Raw genomic sequence first — 16,643 nt, forward strand, 5'->3', positions numbered from 1 at the left:
ATAATCGTTAACCTTGACAGCGTTTAAAACGCTGGCAAGGTTTAGAAAAAAAAATCAAATTTTTAGAATGATTTCGCAATGGTGATAAAATCGCCTGCTTTTAACGAAGCACCACCGATCAATCCACCATCCACATCTGCACATGCGAATAATTCAGCCGCGTTTTGTGCGTTGCAACTTCCGCCGTAAAGAATAGAACAAGCATCCGCTACAGCTTGGCCGTATTTTCCAGCAATATGCTGACGTAAATAAGCATGCATTTCTTGAGCCTGAGCTGAAGATGCCGTCAAACCCGTTCCAATAGCCCAGATTGGCTCATACGCAATAACCACTTGACCAAAGGCCTCTGCATTTAAATGGAACAAGCTTTCCGTTAATTGTTGTGCCACAAAGGCTAAAAAATCACCTCCTTCGCGTAATTCAAGGCTTTCTCCACAACAAAAAATAGGAGTTAATTTATTCTCTAATGCAGCATCTACTTTTGCCGCTAATTGAGCATTACTTTCTTGGAAATATTGTCTACGTTCTGAGTGACCTAAAATAACATAAGGTACACCGGCAGAAGCTAACATAGAAGCAGAAATTTCTCCCGTGTAAGCACCCGATGCTTTTTCATGGCAATTTTGTGCCGATACAGACAAATTGGCAATGCCTTCTGTCGCTTTATTTACTTCTGATATAAATAATGCCGGAGGCGCCATAATCACCAGTACGCTAGCAGGTACTTCTGATTTTACTAATTCCGCTACTTCTGCAGCTAGTGCAACAGCTTCTGATGCTGTTTTATTCATTTTCCAGTTTCCTGCAACAATCTTTTTTCTCATACGTTCATCTTTTTTGGTGTGCGAAATTACAATTCCTTTCTGGCTTAAGAAAAATTACTACGAAAAATCAATCCCAAAGCCCCAAAGATTCAGGCTTTTGCCGTATTTTCACAAATGGTATTTACAAATTCGACCTTTCCATGAAACTTCAAAACAAAGCGACAAGTACAAGTCTTCTGTTCATATTTTTCCTTTTCATTGTTTCCTCTACTTGGGCACAGTCCAGTTTATTTCCTCATTCTAAACAGAAATGGGTGGACTCCGTCTTTGCGTCCTTAAGTTTAGATCAAAAAATAGGCCAAGTATTAATGCCTCGGGGAAATGCTGGACCCATCTATGATACAGCCCGATTAAATTCCATCGTTAGAGATTATCACGTGGGCGGCTTTGTGTTTTTTGCTGGTTACCCTACCCATCAAGCTAGATTGGTTAATAAGCTACAAGCCATGTCCAAAGTGCCGCTTTTCATCGGTATGGATTTAGAATGGGGTTTAAATATGCGCTTGGACTCAACTGTCCGCTATCCTTACCAAATGACGCTTGGAGCCATGCAAGGAAATGACGCATTGATTGAAAAAATGGGATTTCAAATAGCGCAGCAATGTAAAAGAATGGGAGTTCACATTAATTATGCTCCCGTGGTGGATGTGAATAATAACCCCAATAATCCGGTCATCAATTTCCGTTCTTTTGGGGAAGATAGAGACCTGGTCACGCAAAAGGCCTTAGCTTATATGCGAGGTCTTCAAAAAGGGGGAATTATAACCTCGGCCAAACATTTCCCAGGACATGGTGATACCGGGACAGATTCGCATTACGATTTGCCTTTATTGGGTCATAGCCGTAGTCGATTGGATAGTTTGGAACTATTTCCTTACCGTGAATTGATCCAAAAAGGCTTGCAGGGGGTCATGGTCGGACATTTGAGCATTCCTTCCTTAGACACTACCGCTAGCTTGGCTTCTACGCTTTCAAAACCCATCGTGAAAGGTTTATTACGAGATGAATTGAAATTTGAAGGATTAGTATTTACCGATGCCATGGATATGAAAGGAGCTACCAAAATGTTTCCTGAAGGAACGGCCAACGTAAAAGCTATTTTAGCAGGGAATGATATTTTAGAAACCTTTGTGGATGTTCCTTCAGCATTTAATGCCATCAAAAAAGCTATTAGCACAGGAGAATTAACCGAAGAAGATTTGAATTTCCGTGTCAAGAAAATTTTGAATGCCAAAGCTTGGGCGGGTTTAGATCAATATCAACCCATTGTCATTGAGAATTTAGTGGAAGATTTGAATCCCATTCATTCGGAAGTATTGAATAAACAGTTGGCTGAAAAGACTGCTACGGTATTGAAAAATACTGACAACCTCATTCCTCTGCGAAATTTACATCAATTAAAGGTGGCAACCCTAGCCATTGGCAAGGCAAATTATGGAAGTACATTCCCTACGGAGTTCCAAAAAATGGCACAAAACTACATGGAAATGGATCATTTTTATTTGGATGAAACCAGTGCCGATACTACGATAAGCAATACGCAAGGGAAATTGAATGCTTATGACCTAGTACTTTTAGGTATTCATGGTACATCCATTCGTCCTGCCAATAACTATAGCCTTAAAGCTCCCATAAAAAGCCTAGTTGATCGTTTTATTACCAATAAAACAGTTGTAGTTCATTTAGGAAATGCTTTTACTTTGAATAAGTTTGATTCTTTGCAGAAAGCTGCGGCTTTGATTACCATGTACCAAGATGGCATTGCTCAACAAGAAGTAGCGGCTGAAATCATATTTGGTGGTTTGCCAGCCTCTGGGAAGTTTCCGGTGACACTCAATGCCAAATATGTTCGTGGTATGGGTATTTCTACTCCTACCTTAGCTCGTTTGCAATATAATGTATTACCTGAGGCAGTAGGCTTGTCAGGAAAATACCTACAAAAGAATGTGGATTCATTGGCCAAATTGGCTATTCAAGTTAAAGGGGCCCCTGGGGTTGTTGTTTTAATTGCCAAAGAGGGAAAAGTGATTTACCACAAAGCCTTTGGAAATCAAACCTATGAATCTTCCACCCCATTACGTAAATCGGATATTTTTGATTTAGCATCCATAACTAAAATATCTACATCTATTCCCGCCTTAATGAAATGGGAAGATGAAGGCAAGTTTTCGCTTCAAGAAGGTATGGCTGCTTTGATTCCCGATTTAAAAGCATCGAATAAATCAAATTTGAAATACATCGATGTCTTAACTCATCAAGCTAGATTAAGAGCATGGATTCCTTTTTGGCAGGAATATGTAGACAGTACTGACATGATTTTTCATAGCAAAAAGTTTAATGAGCGGTTTGCCAAAAAAGAGATGAAAACGACCGTGGTGGAGAAGTTTATAACTAAGACTCAAGGGGAAGATCGGGTGAAGGCCTTGATTAAATCGCAGCTTAAAATGCTATGGGATAGTTGTGTTGATATTAAATCTGAGGCAACACGCTGGAAACCTAAAACGATTTCCTATCAATATTCGGAAGAATATCCTGTAAAGATTACAGATAATTTATGGGCACATGCCAGTTTATCTACTCAGCTATTTAATGCCATTAAAAATTCCCCTTTGAGAGACAAGAAAGAATATGTGTATTCAGATCTTTCTTATTACTATTTACCAAAGGTTTCTCCGCGTATGTCGGGCAAAGAATGGACTGAATTTTTATCCGATACATTTTATAAACCACTGGGCGCTAGCACCTTGGTTTACCAAGCCGATAAACATTTCCCTTTGGACAGAATAGTACCTACCGAATATGACTCCTTGTTTAGAAAAACCCTCATTCATGGAAAGGTGCACGACGAAGGTGCGGCTCTTTTAGATGGAATTAGTGGGCATGCAGGCTTATTTGGTAATGCAAATGACCTAGCGAAATTGATGCAAATGTATTTGCAAAAGGGATATTATGGTGGCCAACAGTTCATCATGGATGAAACCATGAGAACCTGGACATCATATCCTTTTTCTATAGATGAAAATTCGAGAAGAGGAATAGGTTTTGATAAACCAGATCGCAGAAAACCGGGTATTTCAGCCGCTGCATCAGCTAGTGCGGAAAGCTTCGGCCATTCCGGATTTACCGGAACCTATACCTGGATAGATCCGGCCCATGATTTAGTTTATGTCTTTTTATCGAATCGTGTTTATCCAACCCGAAATAATAGTAAGATTAGCGACTTGAATATTCGTACGGGCATCAATGAGGTAATTTATCAAGCTATTAAGAAAGGAAATTAATTCGATGAAAATACTGATCACAGGAGGTACCGGTTTTATTGGGCAAGCATTGCAAAAGCAGTTGCGGGAAAGTGGTCATCAGGTAGTCATTTTATCTCGCCGAGGCGGAGATTTTCATTGGAATCCTGCCAAGGGAGAAATGGAGAGTAGCGCTTTGGTCGGAGTGGACGCTATTATTCATTTGGCTGGAGCCGGAATTGCGGAAAAGCGCTGGACAGATGCAAGAAAAGAAGAGTTAATTCAATCTCGGGTACAGAGCTCTCGATTATTATATCAAATGCTTAAAAAGCATCCAAATCAAGTTCAAACGCTTATTTCTGCCTCTGGTATAGGCTATTATGGAGCGGATACAGGTGAGAAATTATGTGAGGAAAATACCGAACCAGGCCATGATTTTATTTCACAATGCACGCAAGCATGGGAAGGAAGTTTGGACGGAATAGAGGCCATAGGTATTCGAGTGGTTAAATTCCGAATAGGCCTAGTGATGGGTAATGGTGGAGGAATTTTGCCAGTTTTGCAAAAACCAATTCGTTGGTTTGTTGGAGCTGATATTGGAACAGGAAAGCAGTGGCAATCTTGGATTCACTTACAAGATTTGATAGGCATGTTTATGTGGGCCTTACAAAAAAAATCGATGCAAGGAGTGTATAATGCCGTAGCCCCTGAACCTCTTCGTCAGTCTGAATTGAATAAATTATTGGCTCATGCCATGCATAGGCCCTTATTTTTACCGGCTGTTCCTGCTTTTGCTTTACGATTGCTTTTAGGGGAAATGGCCGTTTTAGTTACAGGAGGAAATTTAGTTTCTTCGAATCGGATACAGAAAGAAGCGGGTTTTTCGTTTAGATTTGTACGATTTTCAGAAGCCCTAAAGGATTTAATCCCTTAATATGTCAAAAAAAATATTGATTTACTGTGGTTCTTCGAAGGGTAATAATCCCGTGTATGAAGAAGAAGTTAAACGTTTAGCCCAAGAACTTAAAAAGCACGATTGCACCATTATTTTTGGTGCAGGTAGCGTAGGTTTAATGGGGGTGATGGCGGATGAATACCTTCGATTAGGTGGTGAGGTAATAGGAGTTATTCCTTCTTTTATGGAACCTTGGGAAGTCAAGCATTTAGGCATTCAGACCTGCCATGTGACGGAATCCATGCATGAAAGAAAGCAATTGATGGCTGAATTGGCCGATGGGGTTATCGCCATGCCAGGCGGATTTGGTACTTTTGATGAATTATTTGAAATGTTAACTTGGAAGCAGTTGGACTTACACCAAATGCCCATTGCTATCTTCAATACCGCAGGATATTATGACTTATTGTTGCAACAATTGCAGCATATGATTCACGAAGGCTTTTTAAAGGAGCGAAATTTGACTGCTTTGCATGTGGAATCGGATGCGACAAAACTGGCCGATTGGATGATGGAATATGTGCCAGAGAAGATGGAAAAGAAATGGATATATCGCGCATAATGCCGCATTGAGGATGATGAAATATGTGATTTTTTTCTTTTTGTTCCTTGGGTTTTTGGACAGCCAAGCCCAAAAATTGCCGGAAAACTTAGGTTCTGCCATTAATTCGGATTACTCGGAATTGAATCCGGTCATGGCTCCCGATGGAAAGACCTTGTTTTTTGGAAGAAAAAATCATCCATCCAATAAATATGGTACAGCAGGTTCAGAAACGGTAGCGGGCTCGCAGGATATTTGGTATAGTGAACGAATCGGGGATGTTTGGAGTACCGCCAAAAGAATGCCCGATGTACTTAATCGCGACCAATACAATACGATTTTGTCGATTTCTCCTGACGGGCAAACCATTTTATTGAAAGGGGCTTATGTACAGGGGAATTATGAAACACGAGGCTTTTCTATTTCCAAAAAGACATTGAATTCTTGGTCCATACCGGAAAAATTAGATATTCCTAATTATGAAAAACTGAGTCGGGGGAAAAATGAATATGCTTATTTGACCATGGATGGCAAGGCGCTTTTGTTAGCTTTTTCTGAAAAAAAGAATTCCGACCGGGATGATTTATATGTGAGTTTTTTGAATGATGGCAAATGGACTGAACCGAAAAATTTGGGTAAATCCATCAATACCGATTTTTCGGAAACAACGCCCTTTTTAGCGGCAGATGGGAAAACCTTATATTTCTCTTCGGATAGGCCAGGTGGACAGGGAAGTCAAGATATTTATATGTCCAAACGGTTGGATAATAGTTGGACGAATTGGCGTACGCCTATCAACTTGGGAGGACCCATCAATACAGAAGAATACGACGCCTATTATAGCTTGTCAGCTAAAGGGGATTATGCCTATTTTTTATCCTCCAAAGCCTCATTGGGTAAAAAAGACATCTTTCGGATTGCGATAGAAGCAGAACCTGAGGTTCCAGCTCCAGTTAAGCCAGTTGATTCAAAAGTGGAGGATAAACCTATACTGGCTCAACAAAATGTTAAAGGTAGTCCGCGATCGGTATCTAGCGAGCAATCAGAGGCCGTTGTTTTAGTCTCTGGTCGAGTTTTGGACCCTCAGACAGGTAAGGTGCCAGATGAGACAAATATCAGCTATGAGGATTTAAAAACGGGCAAAACCATTGGTATTGCTAAACCCGATCCTAAGACGGGTTTGTATAAATTAGTATTACCTTATGGAGTTAATTATGGTATTACTGCCAAAGCCAAAGGATTTTTACCTAGTTCTATCAACATCGATTTAAGCAAATTACGTGGACGTTATCTGGAATTGGATGAGCGTGACTTAGTAATGGCTCCAATAGCCAAAGGTTCCAGCATGACGATTAATAACTTGTTCTTTGAAACGGGTAAAGCGACTTTGACACCTGAATCTGATCCGGAATTGAAGCGCATTGTTCAGGTAATGCAAGAAAATGCCTCTTTACAAATTGAAATATCAGGACATACGGATAATACGGGTTCTGACGAGTTAAATAATAAATTATCACAAGATCGCGCTGACGCGGTTAAAAACTACTTGTTGAACGCAGGGGTTAAGTCGGACCGAATAAGAACCAAGGGCTATGGTAAAACGAAACCTAAGGCAGACAATACTACAGACGAAGGCCGACAAATGAACCGTCGTGTGGAATTTGCTATTTTGTAATGATCAATAGGATTTGCTCAATTCCTATTCCATGCTTGAACATGCCTTATGGGCTCTGGGAAAGGTGAAATCAATAAACTATTTAAGTCTAGATTTTGCTTTAAACAATAGGTAAGTTCGGTCGATTAAATTTGAACTTTATCAATGAAGTTGATCACCTTTTGGAAGGGTAAACTTAGGTATTTTCTAACCCGTAAAAAACGTTTTCTTGGTTTTGCCACGGGTGTTTTGATGTAAAAACAAGGAAATTTCTTGTATATTTCGTGCCCATTTTTTATCAAAATTTGTGCGTATTGGTCAAAAATGGTCGCTACATCCGGTTTTTCTTGGAAGGTATAGCGGTTTTGGTACTTGGAAATTTCGGTTGGATTTTCAGGATGATAACCTGAAAAGTGGAAAAAGATGAGTGGAACGGCATCATTCACAGAATAGGGAATATTTTCACCTGTTAAAGTTCTTTCATGCAGGTTCCAGTAAGCCATATTGAGGCCTAAATGCCTACTAATAAATACATCTTCAAAATAAACCGGGGCAAAATTCACCCATAACTGATCGACAAACATACCATTGGCCAAATCAATGTAGCATTGATCGCGGAGGCGTTCTTTCCACCAATGTAAAAAAGCTAGGGTATTGGGGCTACGTTTGGTACCAATGAATCCTAAATTAAATATCCCTGTATTCAATAGATCCGTTTCTTGCGGACGAGAGGTGTCTGGGTAAGGGCTTAGGATGTGAGGAGTTAAAACTAAACTATGGTTTTTTAAAGGAGTTTCGATTTCGCTCAAGGCTTGAAAAACCAAAATATCGGGATCAAAATAATGTAGTATTTCGGCTTCTGGATAGGTATTGTACACATATTCCATGAAAAATGGCTTCACGGCAGTGTTTAATTCGGTGATATTATATTTCTCACACATTTCATCCAAATCCTCTATTCCGATGCTGTGGAGTTCAATCAAAGGATAGGTTGGCAATTGGGATTTATCAATGCTGGATTGATCCAAACGATCAACCAATCCTATTAAAAAGGAGTAATCTGGATTGTGTTGTAGAAGAGAATCGCCCAATGATTTAGCTTGTGCTAAATAATTAATGGAGCAAATGGTAAGGACAATTTTTTGCATGATATGAAACCAAGATTTGTCAATTTTTCAAAAATTGACAAATCTAAGTCAACAAATCTACGGCGACAATTCGAGCTTGACAAATCCTAGCGTATCAAACTGCTATAAATGACATTTTCTACCTTTCTGCTGTAATCAAAATGTGAGTTGGGAGTATGCTGCGTCATGATGAGACAAATCATATTTTCTTTAGGGTCTGCCCAATAGGTCGTACCATAATATCCTCCCCAGTTGAATGAACCTTTGTTTCTCCCATGTAATTGGCTGGATTTTTCTGAGGTTATAGAAAAGCCTAGTCCAAAATTATCGGCTCCACCTTGGATGAAATCTAGCTGTGGACTTACCATAAGTTCAACGGTTCTTCTTCCTAAAATCTGTTTTCCATTGTATTTGCCTCCATTGAGAAGCATTTGAAGGAAAATGGCATAGTCAAAAGCGGTAGAAGAAAGCCCTGCGCCACCCGAGAAATAGGATTTTTTATCTAGGGGATAATTGGGGTTGATGTTTCTGAAATTAGGGGCCCAAGCGATAATCTTTTTTTGTGCATCTTCGGTATAAACACCCGGAAGTCTGCTCGCTTTCTCCGCTGGAACATTGAAATAGGTATCTTTCATTCCGAGCGGTTCAAAGATGTTTTTTTGTAGGTATTCTTCCAATGTTTGGCCACTTATGACTTCGATGAGGCAGCCCAATAAGTCCGTATTGAGGCCATAGGTAAACTTTTCACCGGGTTGATGTTCCAAAGGTAATTTGCCAAGAATTTTCATTTTTTCCAGAAGATTGGCACGAAAAGTCCCTAGGCCTGAAGGAACACCCGCTTTAGCATAAATAGCTTTCATGCGCTCAGAACCGATATCAGCATATCCTATTCCAGAGCTATGTGTTAACAAATCGCGAAAGGTGATTTCTCTCTTAGCGTTGATGTAGGTGAAAGTGGTATCAGCAGGATTATAATCTTGAATGACTTTGGGCTTTTTAAATTCAGGGATGAAATCACCTATGGACTGATCAAGGCTAAATTTTCCTTTTTCGTACAATTGCATGATGCCCACGCTGGTTATGCCTTTGGTTTGGCTCATAATTCGGAAAATGGCATCTGCTGGCATGGGCTTTTTAGAAGCTAAATCTTGGTATCCATGACCTTTATAATGAACGACTTGATTATCTTTTATCACGATGGTTACGGCGCCGGTCAACCAATTTTTGTCTACGTATTGTTTCAAAACTGTATCTACATAGGCCAATCGCTGGTTGTCGAAACTAGGATGCGGTTTAATGACAGGAGAAAGAACTTGCCCGTAATGGGTCAAGCTGATGGTAATTAAGAGGAGGGATAATAAACTTTTTTTCATGGGTCAAAAGGTTCTTTGGAATTTATCCCAAGTTAAAAGGAATTCAGGAAGAATAATAATGGCGAAAAATTTTACGCAAGTATTTGGTTTTTTAGCAACAAAAAACCCCTCCAATTGCTTGGAAGGGTTATTGTCGATTATCGTACCTGGGATGGGAATCGAACCCATACGAGCGTTTCGGCTCACAGGATTTTAAGTCCTGCGTGTCTACCAGTTCCACCACCCAGGCGGCCCTGTAAAACTCAAAAGCACCGTGGGGTGCTTCCAAGTGGAGCGAAAGACGGGGTTCGAACCCGCGACCTCGACCTTGGCAAGGTCGCGCTCTACCAGCTGAGCTACTTTCGCATTTTCGTGGGGCAAAATTAAGAACCTTTGCTTATTTATGCAAGGGGAAACGTAAATTTCCCTTAAATATTCTATAATTTTGTTTTTTCTAACATTCCATGAACATCACAAAGCTAGATCAAACCGATCACAAATTGCTGGAAATTTTGCAACAAAATGCCAAAATTACCAACGCCCAATTGTCGAAGGAAATTGGACTTTCTCCCGCTCCTACCTTGGAACGTGTCAAGAAATTAGAAAGTCTTGGAATCATTCAAAGCTACCACGCACAAGTAGATCGTGATAAAGTAGGTTTAGGTGTAACTACTTTTGTTACAGTGACTTTAACAGGTCATAAGAAGCAAGTGACCGAGTCTTTTGTTCGACAAATCAATCAAATACCAGAGGTAATTGAATGCCATCACGTGACGGGAGCAGGCGATTTTATGTTGAAGATTATTTCTAAAGATATCTCCACCTATCAGAAACTCATGTTGGAAAAAATCAATGAAATAGAAGAGGTATCTGCTACCTCTACCATGGTGATTTTATCGACCTTCAAAGAATCAAAAGTTTTACCAATTCCTTGATTATAGTCGCTGCATTAGTTGTGGAATCATGCGATTTTTCCAAGAAGTGAAATTTCCTTGAAGGATTTCTTTGCGCGCTTCTCCTACTAACCAGAGGTAAAAACGTAAGTTACAAACACTGGCGATCATTGCTCCGAGCATCTCTTCGCAGCGAATCAAATGCCTAACATAGGCCTTGCTGTATTGGCCATGAAGGGTATCGGCAAAGGCTGGATCTATGACAGAAAAGTCAGATTTCCACTTTTCATTTTTAATATTGATGATTCCTTGGGTAGTAAAAATCATGCCATTTCGGGCGTTCCTAGTGGGCATCACGCAGTCGAACATATCTATTCCCAAGGCAATACCTTCCAAAATATTGGCGGGTGTTCCTACCCCCATCAAGTAACGGGGTTTGTCTTTAGGTAAAATATCAGTTACCTCATCCGCCATTTCATACATGTCTTCAACAGGTTCTCCAACGGATAATCCTCCGATGGCATTTCCAAATGCGCCCTTCTCTGCAATGTATTCAGCCGATATTTTACGGAGATCTTTGTAAACACTTCCCTGAACGATCGGGAATAGGGCTTGATTGTGGCCATATTTGGGTTCTGTGGCCTCGAATCTAGTAATGCAACGATCTAGCCAGCGGTGGGTCATTTCCATGGATTTGCGGGCGTATTCATAGGTACATGGATACGGCGTGCATTCGTCAAAGGCCATCATGATATCGGCGCCAATGGTTCTTTGAATGTCCATGACAGATTCTGGACTAAAAAAATGAGTACTACCGTCGATGTGGGATTTGAATTTGACTCCCTCTTCCACAATTTTTCTACCTGTTCCAGCCAAGGAGTAAACCTGATAACCACCCGAATCCGTTAAGATAGGCCCGTTCCAAGAATTGAATTTGTGTAATCCTCCAGCAGCTTCTATAACCTCTAAGCCTGGTCTAAGGTATAAGTGGTAGGTATTTCCAAGTATGATTTGGGCCTTAATAGGGTCTGTCAATTCGGAAATATGAACCCCTTTTACGGTACCCGCTGTGCCAACAGGCATAAAAATGGGGGTTTGAATAGTACCGTGGTCGGTGGTTAAGCTACCTGCTCTTGCCTTAGAATGGGCATCTGTGGATTGAATCTCAAATTTCATAGCACAAAGGTAGGGAAAAAATAAAGCGGTACATGAGTTCACATGCACCGCTCCTTTTTATTTGCTATTGGATTATTCTACTTTCATCACCCCATTCATAATTCTCCAGTGACCAGGGAATGTGCATAAATACGGGTAATTACCTTTGGTGCTAGGGGCTTTAAATACCAATTTAGCTCTTCCATCAGGATCTACTAAAGCAGTGTAAGCAAGCACTTCAGGGATATTCGGGATATAATTCTTCTGTGCTCCATCGGTTGCCGTAATCATCTTGTCGGCTGCTAAACCAATTTTCTCTTGACTTCCCATTTGGCCAATCACCAAATTGTGTTGCATGGCATCGATGTTTTCAAAAATGATTTCCACATTAGCTCCTGCAGGAACACTGAATTCACGAATGTCAAATTGCATGGCTTCTTTGACCGTTTTGATGACCTTTCTTACTACATTGGCAGAGCCCGTGTTAGTGGCAACTTCTATTTTCCAAGTGGCCGCTAAACGCTCGTAATAATCGAAGTCGCTAGGACGAATGGATGCGCCAATTTTTTTGAAATAGGCCAAATTATCGGCTGACAATTTGGGATCTTTTTTGGCATTCCATGTAGCAGATGCTCCTTTTAATGCCGCGCCAAAGGCAGGCGATTCGATGATCTCAATGCTCTTCAAGGCATTTACTACTTCATCTCCTGACCAAGTTGATGCTCCACCACGGAAGACCTTTTCCATCATGTAGACATTCAATGAGCTAGGTCCACTTACTTCCAGCGCTTTGCGGTAAGTATTATTGTTACGAACACTTTCTGGCAATGCCCCTGTTTTGTCAATCTGAATCTCCATATTGTATGAACCTGCTACATCAGCCGTCCAACCAAAATTACCTGTCCATGGGCCATTGGTATTTTTAGTAACGGAAACCGTTTCTCCTGGAGCTACACCATCCGTAAAGGTGAAGGATTCCATATCAATTCGACGGCCCATACCTTCAATCTTTAAGAATACAGGTAAAACCGTTCCCTTGGCCAAGGCCTGATCTCCTTTATTTTTGATGCGAATGACAAAAGAGCTGTTTTCTCTTAGTTTGAATTGTCCTCCTCTTATTTGAACCTCAGCTACCACTAAATCTAGTCCTGTGCTTTGGCCATCTATACTTGGATTAGATAACTCTTTGCCTACTTTTTCAGCTGTAGCTACGGGTTTTCTTTTTCCTTCGCTAAGGATGAAATCCTTCATTCTTTGGCCACCCTTAGCCATTGTCCAAGCAGAAAATGCTTCTGGTAACCAACGATCACGGTTATTTTGTTCCATGGCAATTTTTGCGTCCATGGCTTTATTCAATGCTGGACTTTCAGGCATTTCTATGCTAGCTAATACGGCATGTAAAGCCACCAAGGTATCGGCATCATTCAATACATTTTTTTGTACCAAGACTTTGGCCCAAGCGTCAGTTCTAGGCAACACTTGTACTGCGTTTTTACGAACAGCAGCACTTGGGTGAGATAAAGCTTGAATGAGACCCGTTTTAACGGTAGGAAGTTCCAAAGCTTGTAAGCCTTCTAAAGTTCTAAGGGCATGAATAGCTCCCACATTTAAGCCTAACTCATCCACTTTTTTGTTCGCAATAAGTGCCAATAAAGCAGGAACGATATCTTTTTTACCTCGCTCTACTAATAACCTTTGTGCATGTAAACGCCAGAATAAATTGTTGTTTGATAAGGCTTTGATACAAGCTGCCGGATCATTTCCAGATAATTGGATAGGCTGGTAGGCAGGAGCTTGATTCCAACCTACTCGGTAGATACGTCCATGGGTATAATCACGTAAATCCGTTTCATAGGCATTACCCGTTCCGTTGGAGAATCCTTTAGGAACAGGATTGTGTTGAATGATGAAACTATACCAGTCTGCAATCCAAACGGCACCGTCCGGACCTACTTGAGCAAATACTGGAGAAACCCATTCATCGGCACCAGCTAATAGGTTAAATGCTTCTTCATCGTTATAGTCGCTTCCCGTTTTCACCATCTTATTTTGGTGGACAACGTGTCCGGTCGGTTCTGATACGAAAGCGATTTTATTCCAATATTTTTTAGGGAAAGAGCGAGCAGAATAGAAATTATGACCTGCTGCTGCCGTAAAACCGCCAAAAACGTCTACCTGACGCACTTTCTTCGTGATCGGTTTCATGTCTTTGTGGGTATCGGTACTTTTACTTCCATTGAATGAAAATGGAGCTTGCCAGATATTTTTGTGAGGAATTGGAATATACCAGCCGTGCGAGTTATTGGCAGTAGATCCGAAGGCATCACCTGCTTCATTGAAATCAAAGCCCCAGGTATTGTTAGAGGTGTTAGTCACATGTTCCATTTTGGACCCATCAGGTTTGAAACGGAAAAAGGCATTGCCGAAATTGAGAGAATCGCTACCCACTTTTCCTTTGAAACCCGAGTAACCCACTGAGCCCCAAATCCAGTTGTCGAAACCATAATGTAAGTTCGAAGGTCCCGCATGGGTATCACCTGTTCCAAAACCTGTAATAATCACTTGCTTAACATCAGCCTTGTCATCACCATCAGTATCTTTTAAAAATAAGATATGAGGTGCTTGAGAAACAATTAAGCCGCCATTGGCGAAGACCATACCCGTTGGAATACTTAAACCTTCCGCAAAACGGGTAAATTTGTCGGCTTTGCCATCTTTATTGGTGTCTTCACACATTAAAATGTAGTCACTACCTCTTGAATTTTTTCGTTCATTGGGATAATCCTTGGTGATTAAAACAAATAAGCGACCTTTTTCATCCCAAGCCATGGCAATAGGGTGCATAACATCAGGCTCAGCGGCAAAAACGGTTAGGTTAAAATCAACAGGAATTTGGATGTATTTGACCGACTCTTCTGGGCTCAAAGGTAACTGCTGTAATTGCGGTCCTTGACGCTTTTCATAGTTTGGCAAATTAGCTTCGCGATAAGCCAAAGGGGCTAATTTCAAATTTTCTAAAAGCGTAACTTTGTCCTTACCCACAGCATATAAAATACCTTGTTCCACTAAAGTTTGAAAGCCTACAGTTTCCCAGGTTCTTTCATCATGACCATAAGCCGTATAGAAGACATTTCCTTTACCATAAGAGCGTACCCAAGTGTAGGGTTCAGTCGCTTGGCCGGGTTTATCTTTGGCTTGTTCTGGACCGATGATACGGGATTGAATCACGTTATTATCGGCTTGTAATTGGCTATGCAAATAGGTTTCATCCACAGTTTTAATTCCAGGGAAACCTTTTAAAACAGGGTGTTGCGCTTGAACATTTTGGATGCGAATGGAATCCATTTTATGGCGCCAAAATTGTCCACCAACCATTTTTACATATTCCGGAGAATTTCTAAAACAGAAAGAGGCACAGTGTAAGGCGACCAATCCATGACCAGAACTGATGTAATCCAACAAAGCCTTTTCTTGGGGTTTTGGAATAGAATCATGATTTGCAAAAATGATCAAACCATCAAACTTATTTAAATAGCTTGGATTTAGGTCTTTCAGAGACTCCGTATAGGTTAAGTTGATGCCTTTGACACCTAAAGCCGACTGCAAAGAAGGAAAGCGGTCAAGGGGTTTATGATGACCACGATCACCTAAAAATAGCATTTCTAGCCTTCTAGGCTTTTGGTTTTGTGCCAAAAGCTGAAAGGATGCAGCCAATAATAAGAGGAAACAAGTAAATTTTTTCATGTGACGTTTTGCCTAAGGGAATAATGATTAAAATTCAGGGATTTCGATGATCTTACCCCCTTGAAGAGCGGATTCGTGGGCTAAAATACCCACTGAGGTCCAGTTGGCCGACTGAGGAGCATTAGGGAATGGATCGCGATCCTGTGCTAATGCTTGTAAAAATTCATTGACTAAATGGGGATGTGAACCACCATGGCCTCCGCCTTGGGTAAAGGATAGGTGAGTATTTTCGTTTTCGTCGTATACCCCTTTGGTGGTAAAACGTTGAATTTCCTCAGGTAAATAATGCGCGAAATCTGGAGTTACCACTTTTTCAGGAATTTCAGGTTCTGGTTTTTTGGCCGTATGTACTACAAGTTCTTCACCTTCTATCAAAGGCCATTCCACACTTTTCTTAGAACCATAGACTTCAAAACTTTCACGGTATTGACGGGCCACGTCAAATAAGGAGCGATATACAACAGCACTAAGGTCTGAGTTGCGGAATTTGATATGGGCTGATTCTACTGCAAAAGGAGAATTATAATGCTGAATCAATTCTTCGCGAATGGTTCCTGAACCAAAGCAAGAAACATATTCAGCTTCTAAACGAAGTAAACCCGCCACAGGTCCTACGCAGTGAGTTGCATAGTGCATAGGAGGCAAACCTGGCCAATAATCTGGCCATCCATCCATATCTTGTTGATGTGAACCTTTCAAGAATTGAATCTTCCCTAATTCACCTTTTTCATATAATTCTTTGATGTAAAGAAACTCACGTGAATAAACCACCGTTTCCATCATCATGTATTTTTTCCCCATTTTACGGCTAGCCTCCACAATGGCCTTACATTCTTCTACGGTAGTGGCCATAGGAACCGTACAAGCTACGTGCTTACCAGCTAACAATGCTTGAAGGGTTTGTTGGGCATGTAAATGGATGGGGGAATTGATATGAACGACATCCACGTTAGGGTCTTGGATGAGTTTTTCAAAGTCGGTATACCGAGTTGCAATTCCATAAGCGTCACCAATTGAATTCAATTTTTCCTCGTTTCTTTGGCAAATGGCATACATGTTAGCCAATGGATGCTTTAAATAAATAGGGATGAATTCGGCACCAAAACCTAGGCCGACAATGGCAACGTTGAATTTTTTCATAGTAGATGGTATAATTAAT

The 16,643-nt window shown here is 40.7% G+C and carries 11 protein-coding genes and 2 tRNA genes; 5 read left to right on the plus strand and 8 right to left on the minus strand.

Annotation, left to right across the window (positions count from 1 at the left end; genetic code table 11):
- Positions 1 to 62: 62 nt before the first annotated feature.
- Positions 63 to 824, minus strand: a complete 762-nt coding sequence (gene tpiA, locus SKC36_RS10540) for a triose-phosphate isomerase (RefSeq protein ID WP_459465846.1) — start codon at positions 822 to 824, stop codon at positions 63 to 65.
- Between the two features lie 140 nt (positions 825 to 964).
- On the opposite strand from tpiA, the gene SKC36_RS10545 reads away from it, so the two are divergent.
- From SKC36_RS10545 to SKC36_RS10560, 4 genes are read left to right on the plus strand one after another with little or no spacing between them, the layout of a single operon-like run.
- On the plus strand, positions 965 to 4,105 hold the full coding sequence (locus SKC36_RS10545; RefSeq protein WP_459465848.1) for a glycoside hydrolase family 3 N-terminal domain-containing protein: 3,141 nt from the start codon (positions 965 to 967) through the stop codon (positions 4,103 to 4,105).
- A gap of 4 nt (positions 4,106 to 4,109) precedes the next feature.
- Positions 4,110 to 4,997, plus strand: coding sequence for a TIGR01777 family oxidoreductase (locus SKC36_RS10550; RefSeq protein WP_459454540.1), 888 nt, complete (start codon positions 4,110 to 4,112; stop codon positions 4,995 to 4,997).
- A gap of 1 nt (position 4,998) precedes the next feature.
- Entirely contained in the window at positions 4,999 to 5,580 is a 582-nt protein-coding gene (locus SKC36_RS10555) for an LOG family protein (RefSeq protein WP_459454541.1), read from the plus strand.
- On the plus strand, positions 5,537 to 7,234 hold the full coding sequence (locus SKC36_RS10560; RefSeq protein ID WP_459465849.1) for an OmpA family protein: 1,698 nt from the start codon (positions 5,537 to 5,539) through the stop codon (positions 7,232 to 7,234). Before SKC36_RS10555 ends, SKC36_RS10560 begins: the two co-directional genes overlap by 44 nt.
- Positions 7,235 to 7,359: 125 nt before the next feature.
- Here the strand turns inward: SKC36_RS10560 and SKC36_RS10565 are convergent, their stop codons facing one another.
- The 4 genes from SKC36_RS10565 to SKC36_RS10580 all read right to left on the minus strand — a co-directional run bounded on the left by SKC36_RS10565 (position 7,360) and on the right by SKC36_RS10580 (position 10,058).
- Positions 7,360 to 8,361, minus strand: a complete 1,002-nt coding sequence (locus SKC36_RS10565) for a glycosyl transferase (RefSeq protein ID WP_459465850.1) — start codon at positions 8,359 to 8,361, stop codon at positions 7,360 to 7,362.
- Positions 8,362 to 8,447: 86 nt separating this feature from the next.
- Positions 8,448 to 9,713, minus strand: a complete 1,266-nt coding sequence (locus tag SKC36_RS10570; protein WP_459465851.1) for a serine hydrolase domain-containing protein — start codon at positions 9,711 to 9,713, stop codon at positions 8,448 to 8,450.
- A gap of 143 nt (positions 9,714 to 9,856) precedes the next feature.
- Positions 9,857 to 9,942: transfer RNA gene (locus tag SKC36_RS10575), tRNA-Leu, on the minus strand.
- A 40-nt stretch (positions 9,943 to 9,982) separates the two neighbouring features.
- A tRNA-Gly gene (locus SKC36_RS10580) sits at positions 9,983 to 10,058 on the minus strand.
- A gap of 98 nt (positions 10,059 to 10,156) precedes the next feature.
- On the opposite strand from SKC36_RS10580, the gene SKC36_RS10585 reads away from it, so the two are divergent.
- Positions 10,157 to 10,627 (plus strand): Lrp/AsnC family transcriptional regulator, encoded by a 471-nt coding sequence (locus SKC36_RS10585; protein WP_109321773.1) that lies wholly within the window; start codon positions 10,157 to 10,159, stop codon positions 10,625 to 10,627.
- On the opposite strand, the gene tgt is transcribed toward SKC36_RS10585, so the two are convergent.
- The 3 genes from tgt to SKC36_RS10600 form a co-directional block, all read right to left on the minus strand.
- Positions 10,628 to 11,761 carry a tRNA guanosine(34) transglycosylase Tgt gene (gene tgt / locus SKC36_RS10590; RefSeq protein WP_459465852.1) on the minus strand — a complete coding sequence of 378 codons (1,134 nt, stop codon included), beginning with the start codon at positions 11,759 to 11,761 and terminating at the stop codon, positions 10,628 to 10,630.
- 72 nt (positions 11,762 to 11,833) lie between these two features.
- Positions 11,834 to 15,484 carry a PVC-type heme-binding CxxCH protein gene (locus SKC36_RS10595; RefSeq protein WP_459465853.1) on the minus strand — a complete coding sequence of 1,217 codons (3,651 nt, stop codon included), beginning with the start codon at positions 15,482 to 15,484 and terminating at the stop codon, positions 11,834 to 11,836.
- Positions 15,485 to 15,511: 27 nt separating this feature from the next.
- Positions 15,512 to 16,624 (minus strand): Gfo/Idh/MocA family protein, encoded by a 1,113-nt coding sequence (locus SKC36_RS10600; RefSeq protein WP_459454547.1) that lies wholly within the window; start codon positions 16,622 to 16,624, stop codon positions 15,512 to 15,514.
- Positions 16,625 to 16,643 lie beyond the last annotated feature (19 nt).

This window comes from Aquirufa sp. OSTEICH-129A (assembly GCF_054558355.1).

What these genes read in the sequence shown, in the direction of transcription:
- SKC36_RS10565 (WP_459465850.1), bottom strand. Translation starts at nt 8,361, where the DNA reads ATGCAAAAAATTGTCCTTACCATTTGCTCCATTAATTATTTAGCACAA.
- SKC36_RS10595 (WP_459465853.1), bottom strand. Translation starts at nt 15,484, where the DNA reads ATGAAAAAATTTACTTGTTTCCTCTTATTATTGGCTGCATCCTTTCAG.
- SKC36_RS10585 (WP_109321773.1), top strand. Translation starts at nt 10,157, where the DNA reads ATGAACATCACAAAGCTAGATCAAACCGATCACAAATTGCTGGAAATT.
- SKC36_RS10570 (WP_459465851.1), bottom strand. Translation starts at nt 9,713, where the DNA reads ATGAAAAAAAGTTTATTATCCCTCCTCTTAATTACCATCAGCTTGACC.
- SKC36_RS10545 (WP_459465848.1), top strand. Translation starts at nt 965, where the DNA reads ATGAAACTTCAAAACAAAGCGACAAGTACAAGTCTTCTGTTCATATTT.
- SKC36_RS10600 (WP_459454547.1), bottom strand. Translation starts at nt 16,624, where the DNA reads ATGAAAAAATTCAACGTTGCCATTGTCGGCCTAGGTTTTGGTGCCGAA.
- tpiA (WP_459465846.1), bottom strand. Translation starts at nt 824, where the DNA reads ATGAGAAAAAAGATTGTTGCAGGAAACTGGAAAATGAATAAAACAGCA.
- SKC36_RS10555 (WP_459454541.1), top strand. Translation starts at nt 4,999, where the DNA reads ATGTCAAAAAAAATATTGATTTACTGTGGTTCTTCGAAGGGTAATAAT.
- SKC36_RS10550 (WP_459454540.1), top strand. Translation starts at nt 4,110, where the DNA reads ATGAAAATACTGATCACAGGAGGTACCGGTTTTATTGGGCAAGCATTG.
- SKC36_RS10560 (WP_459465849.1), top strand. Translation starts at nt 5,537, where the DNA reads ATGTGCCAGAGAAGATGGAAAAGAAATGGATATATCGCGCATAATGCC.
- tgt (WP_459465852.1), bottom strand. Translation starts at nt 11,761, where the DNA reads ATGAAATTTGAGATTCAATCCACAGATGCCCATTCTAAGGCAAGAGCA.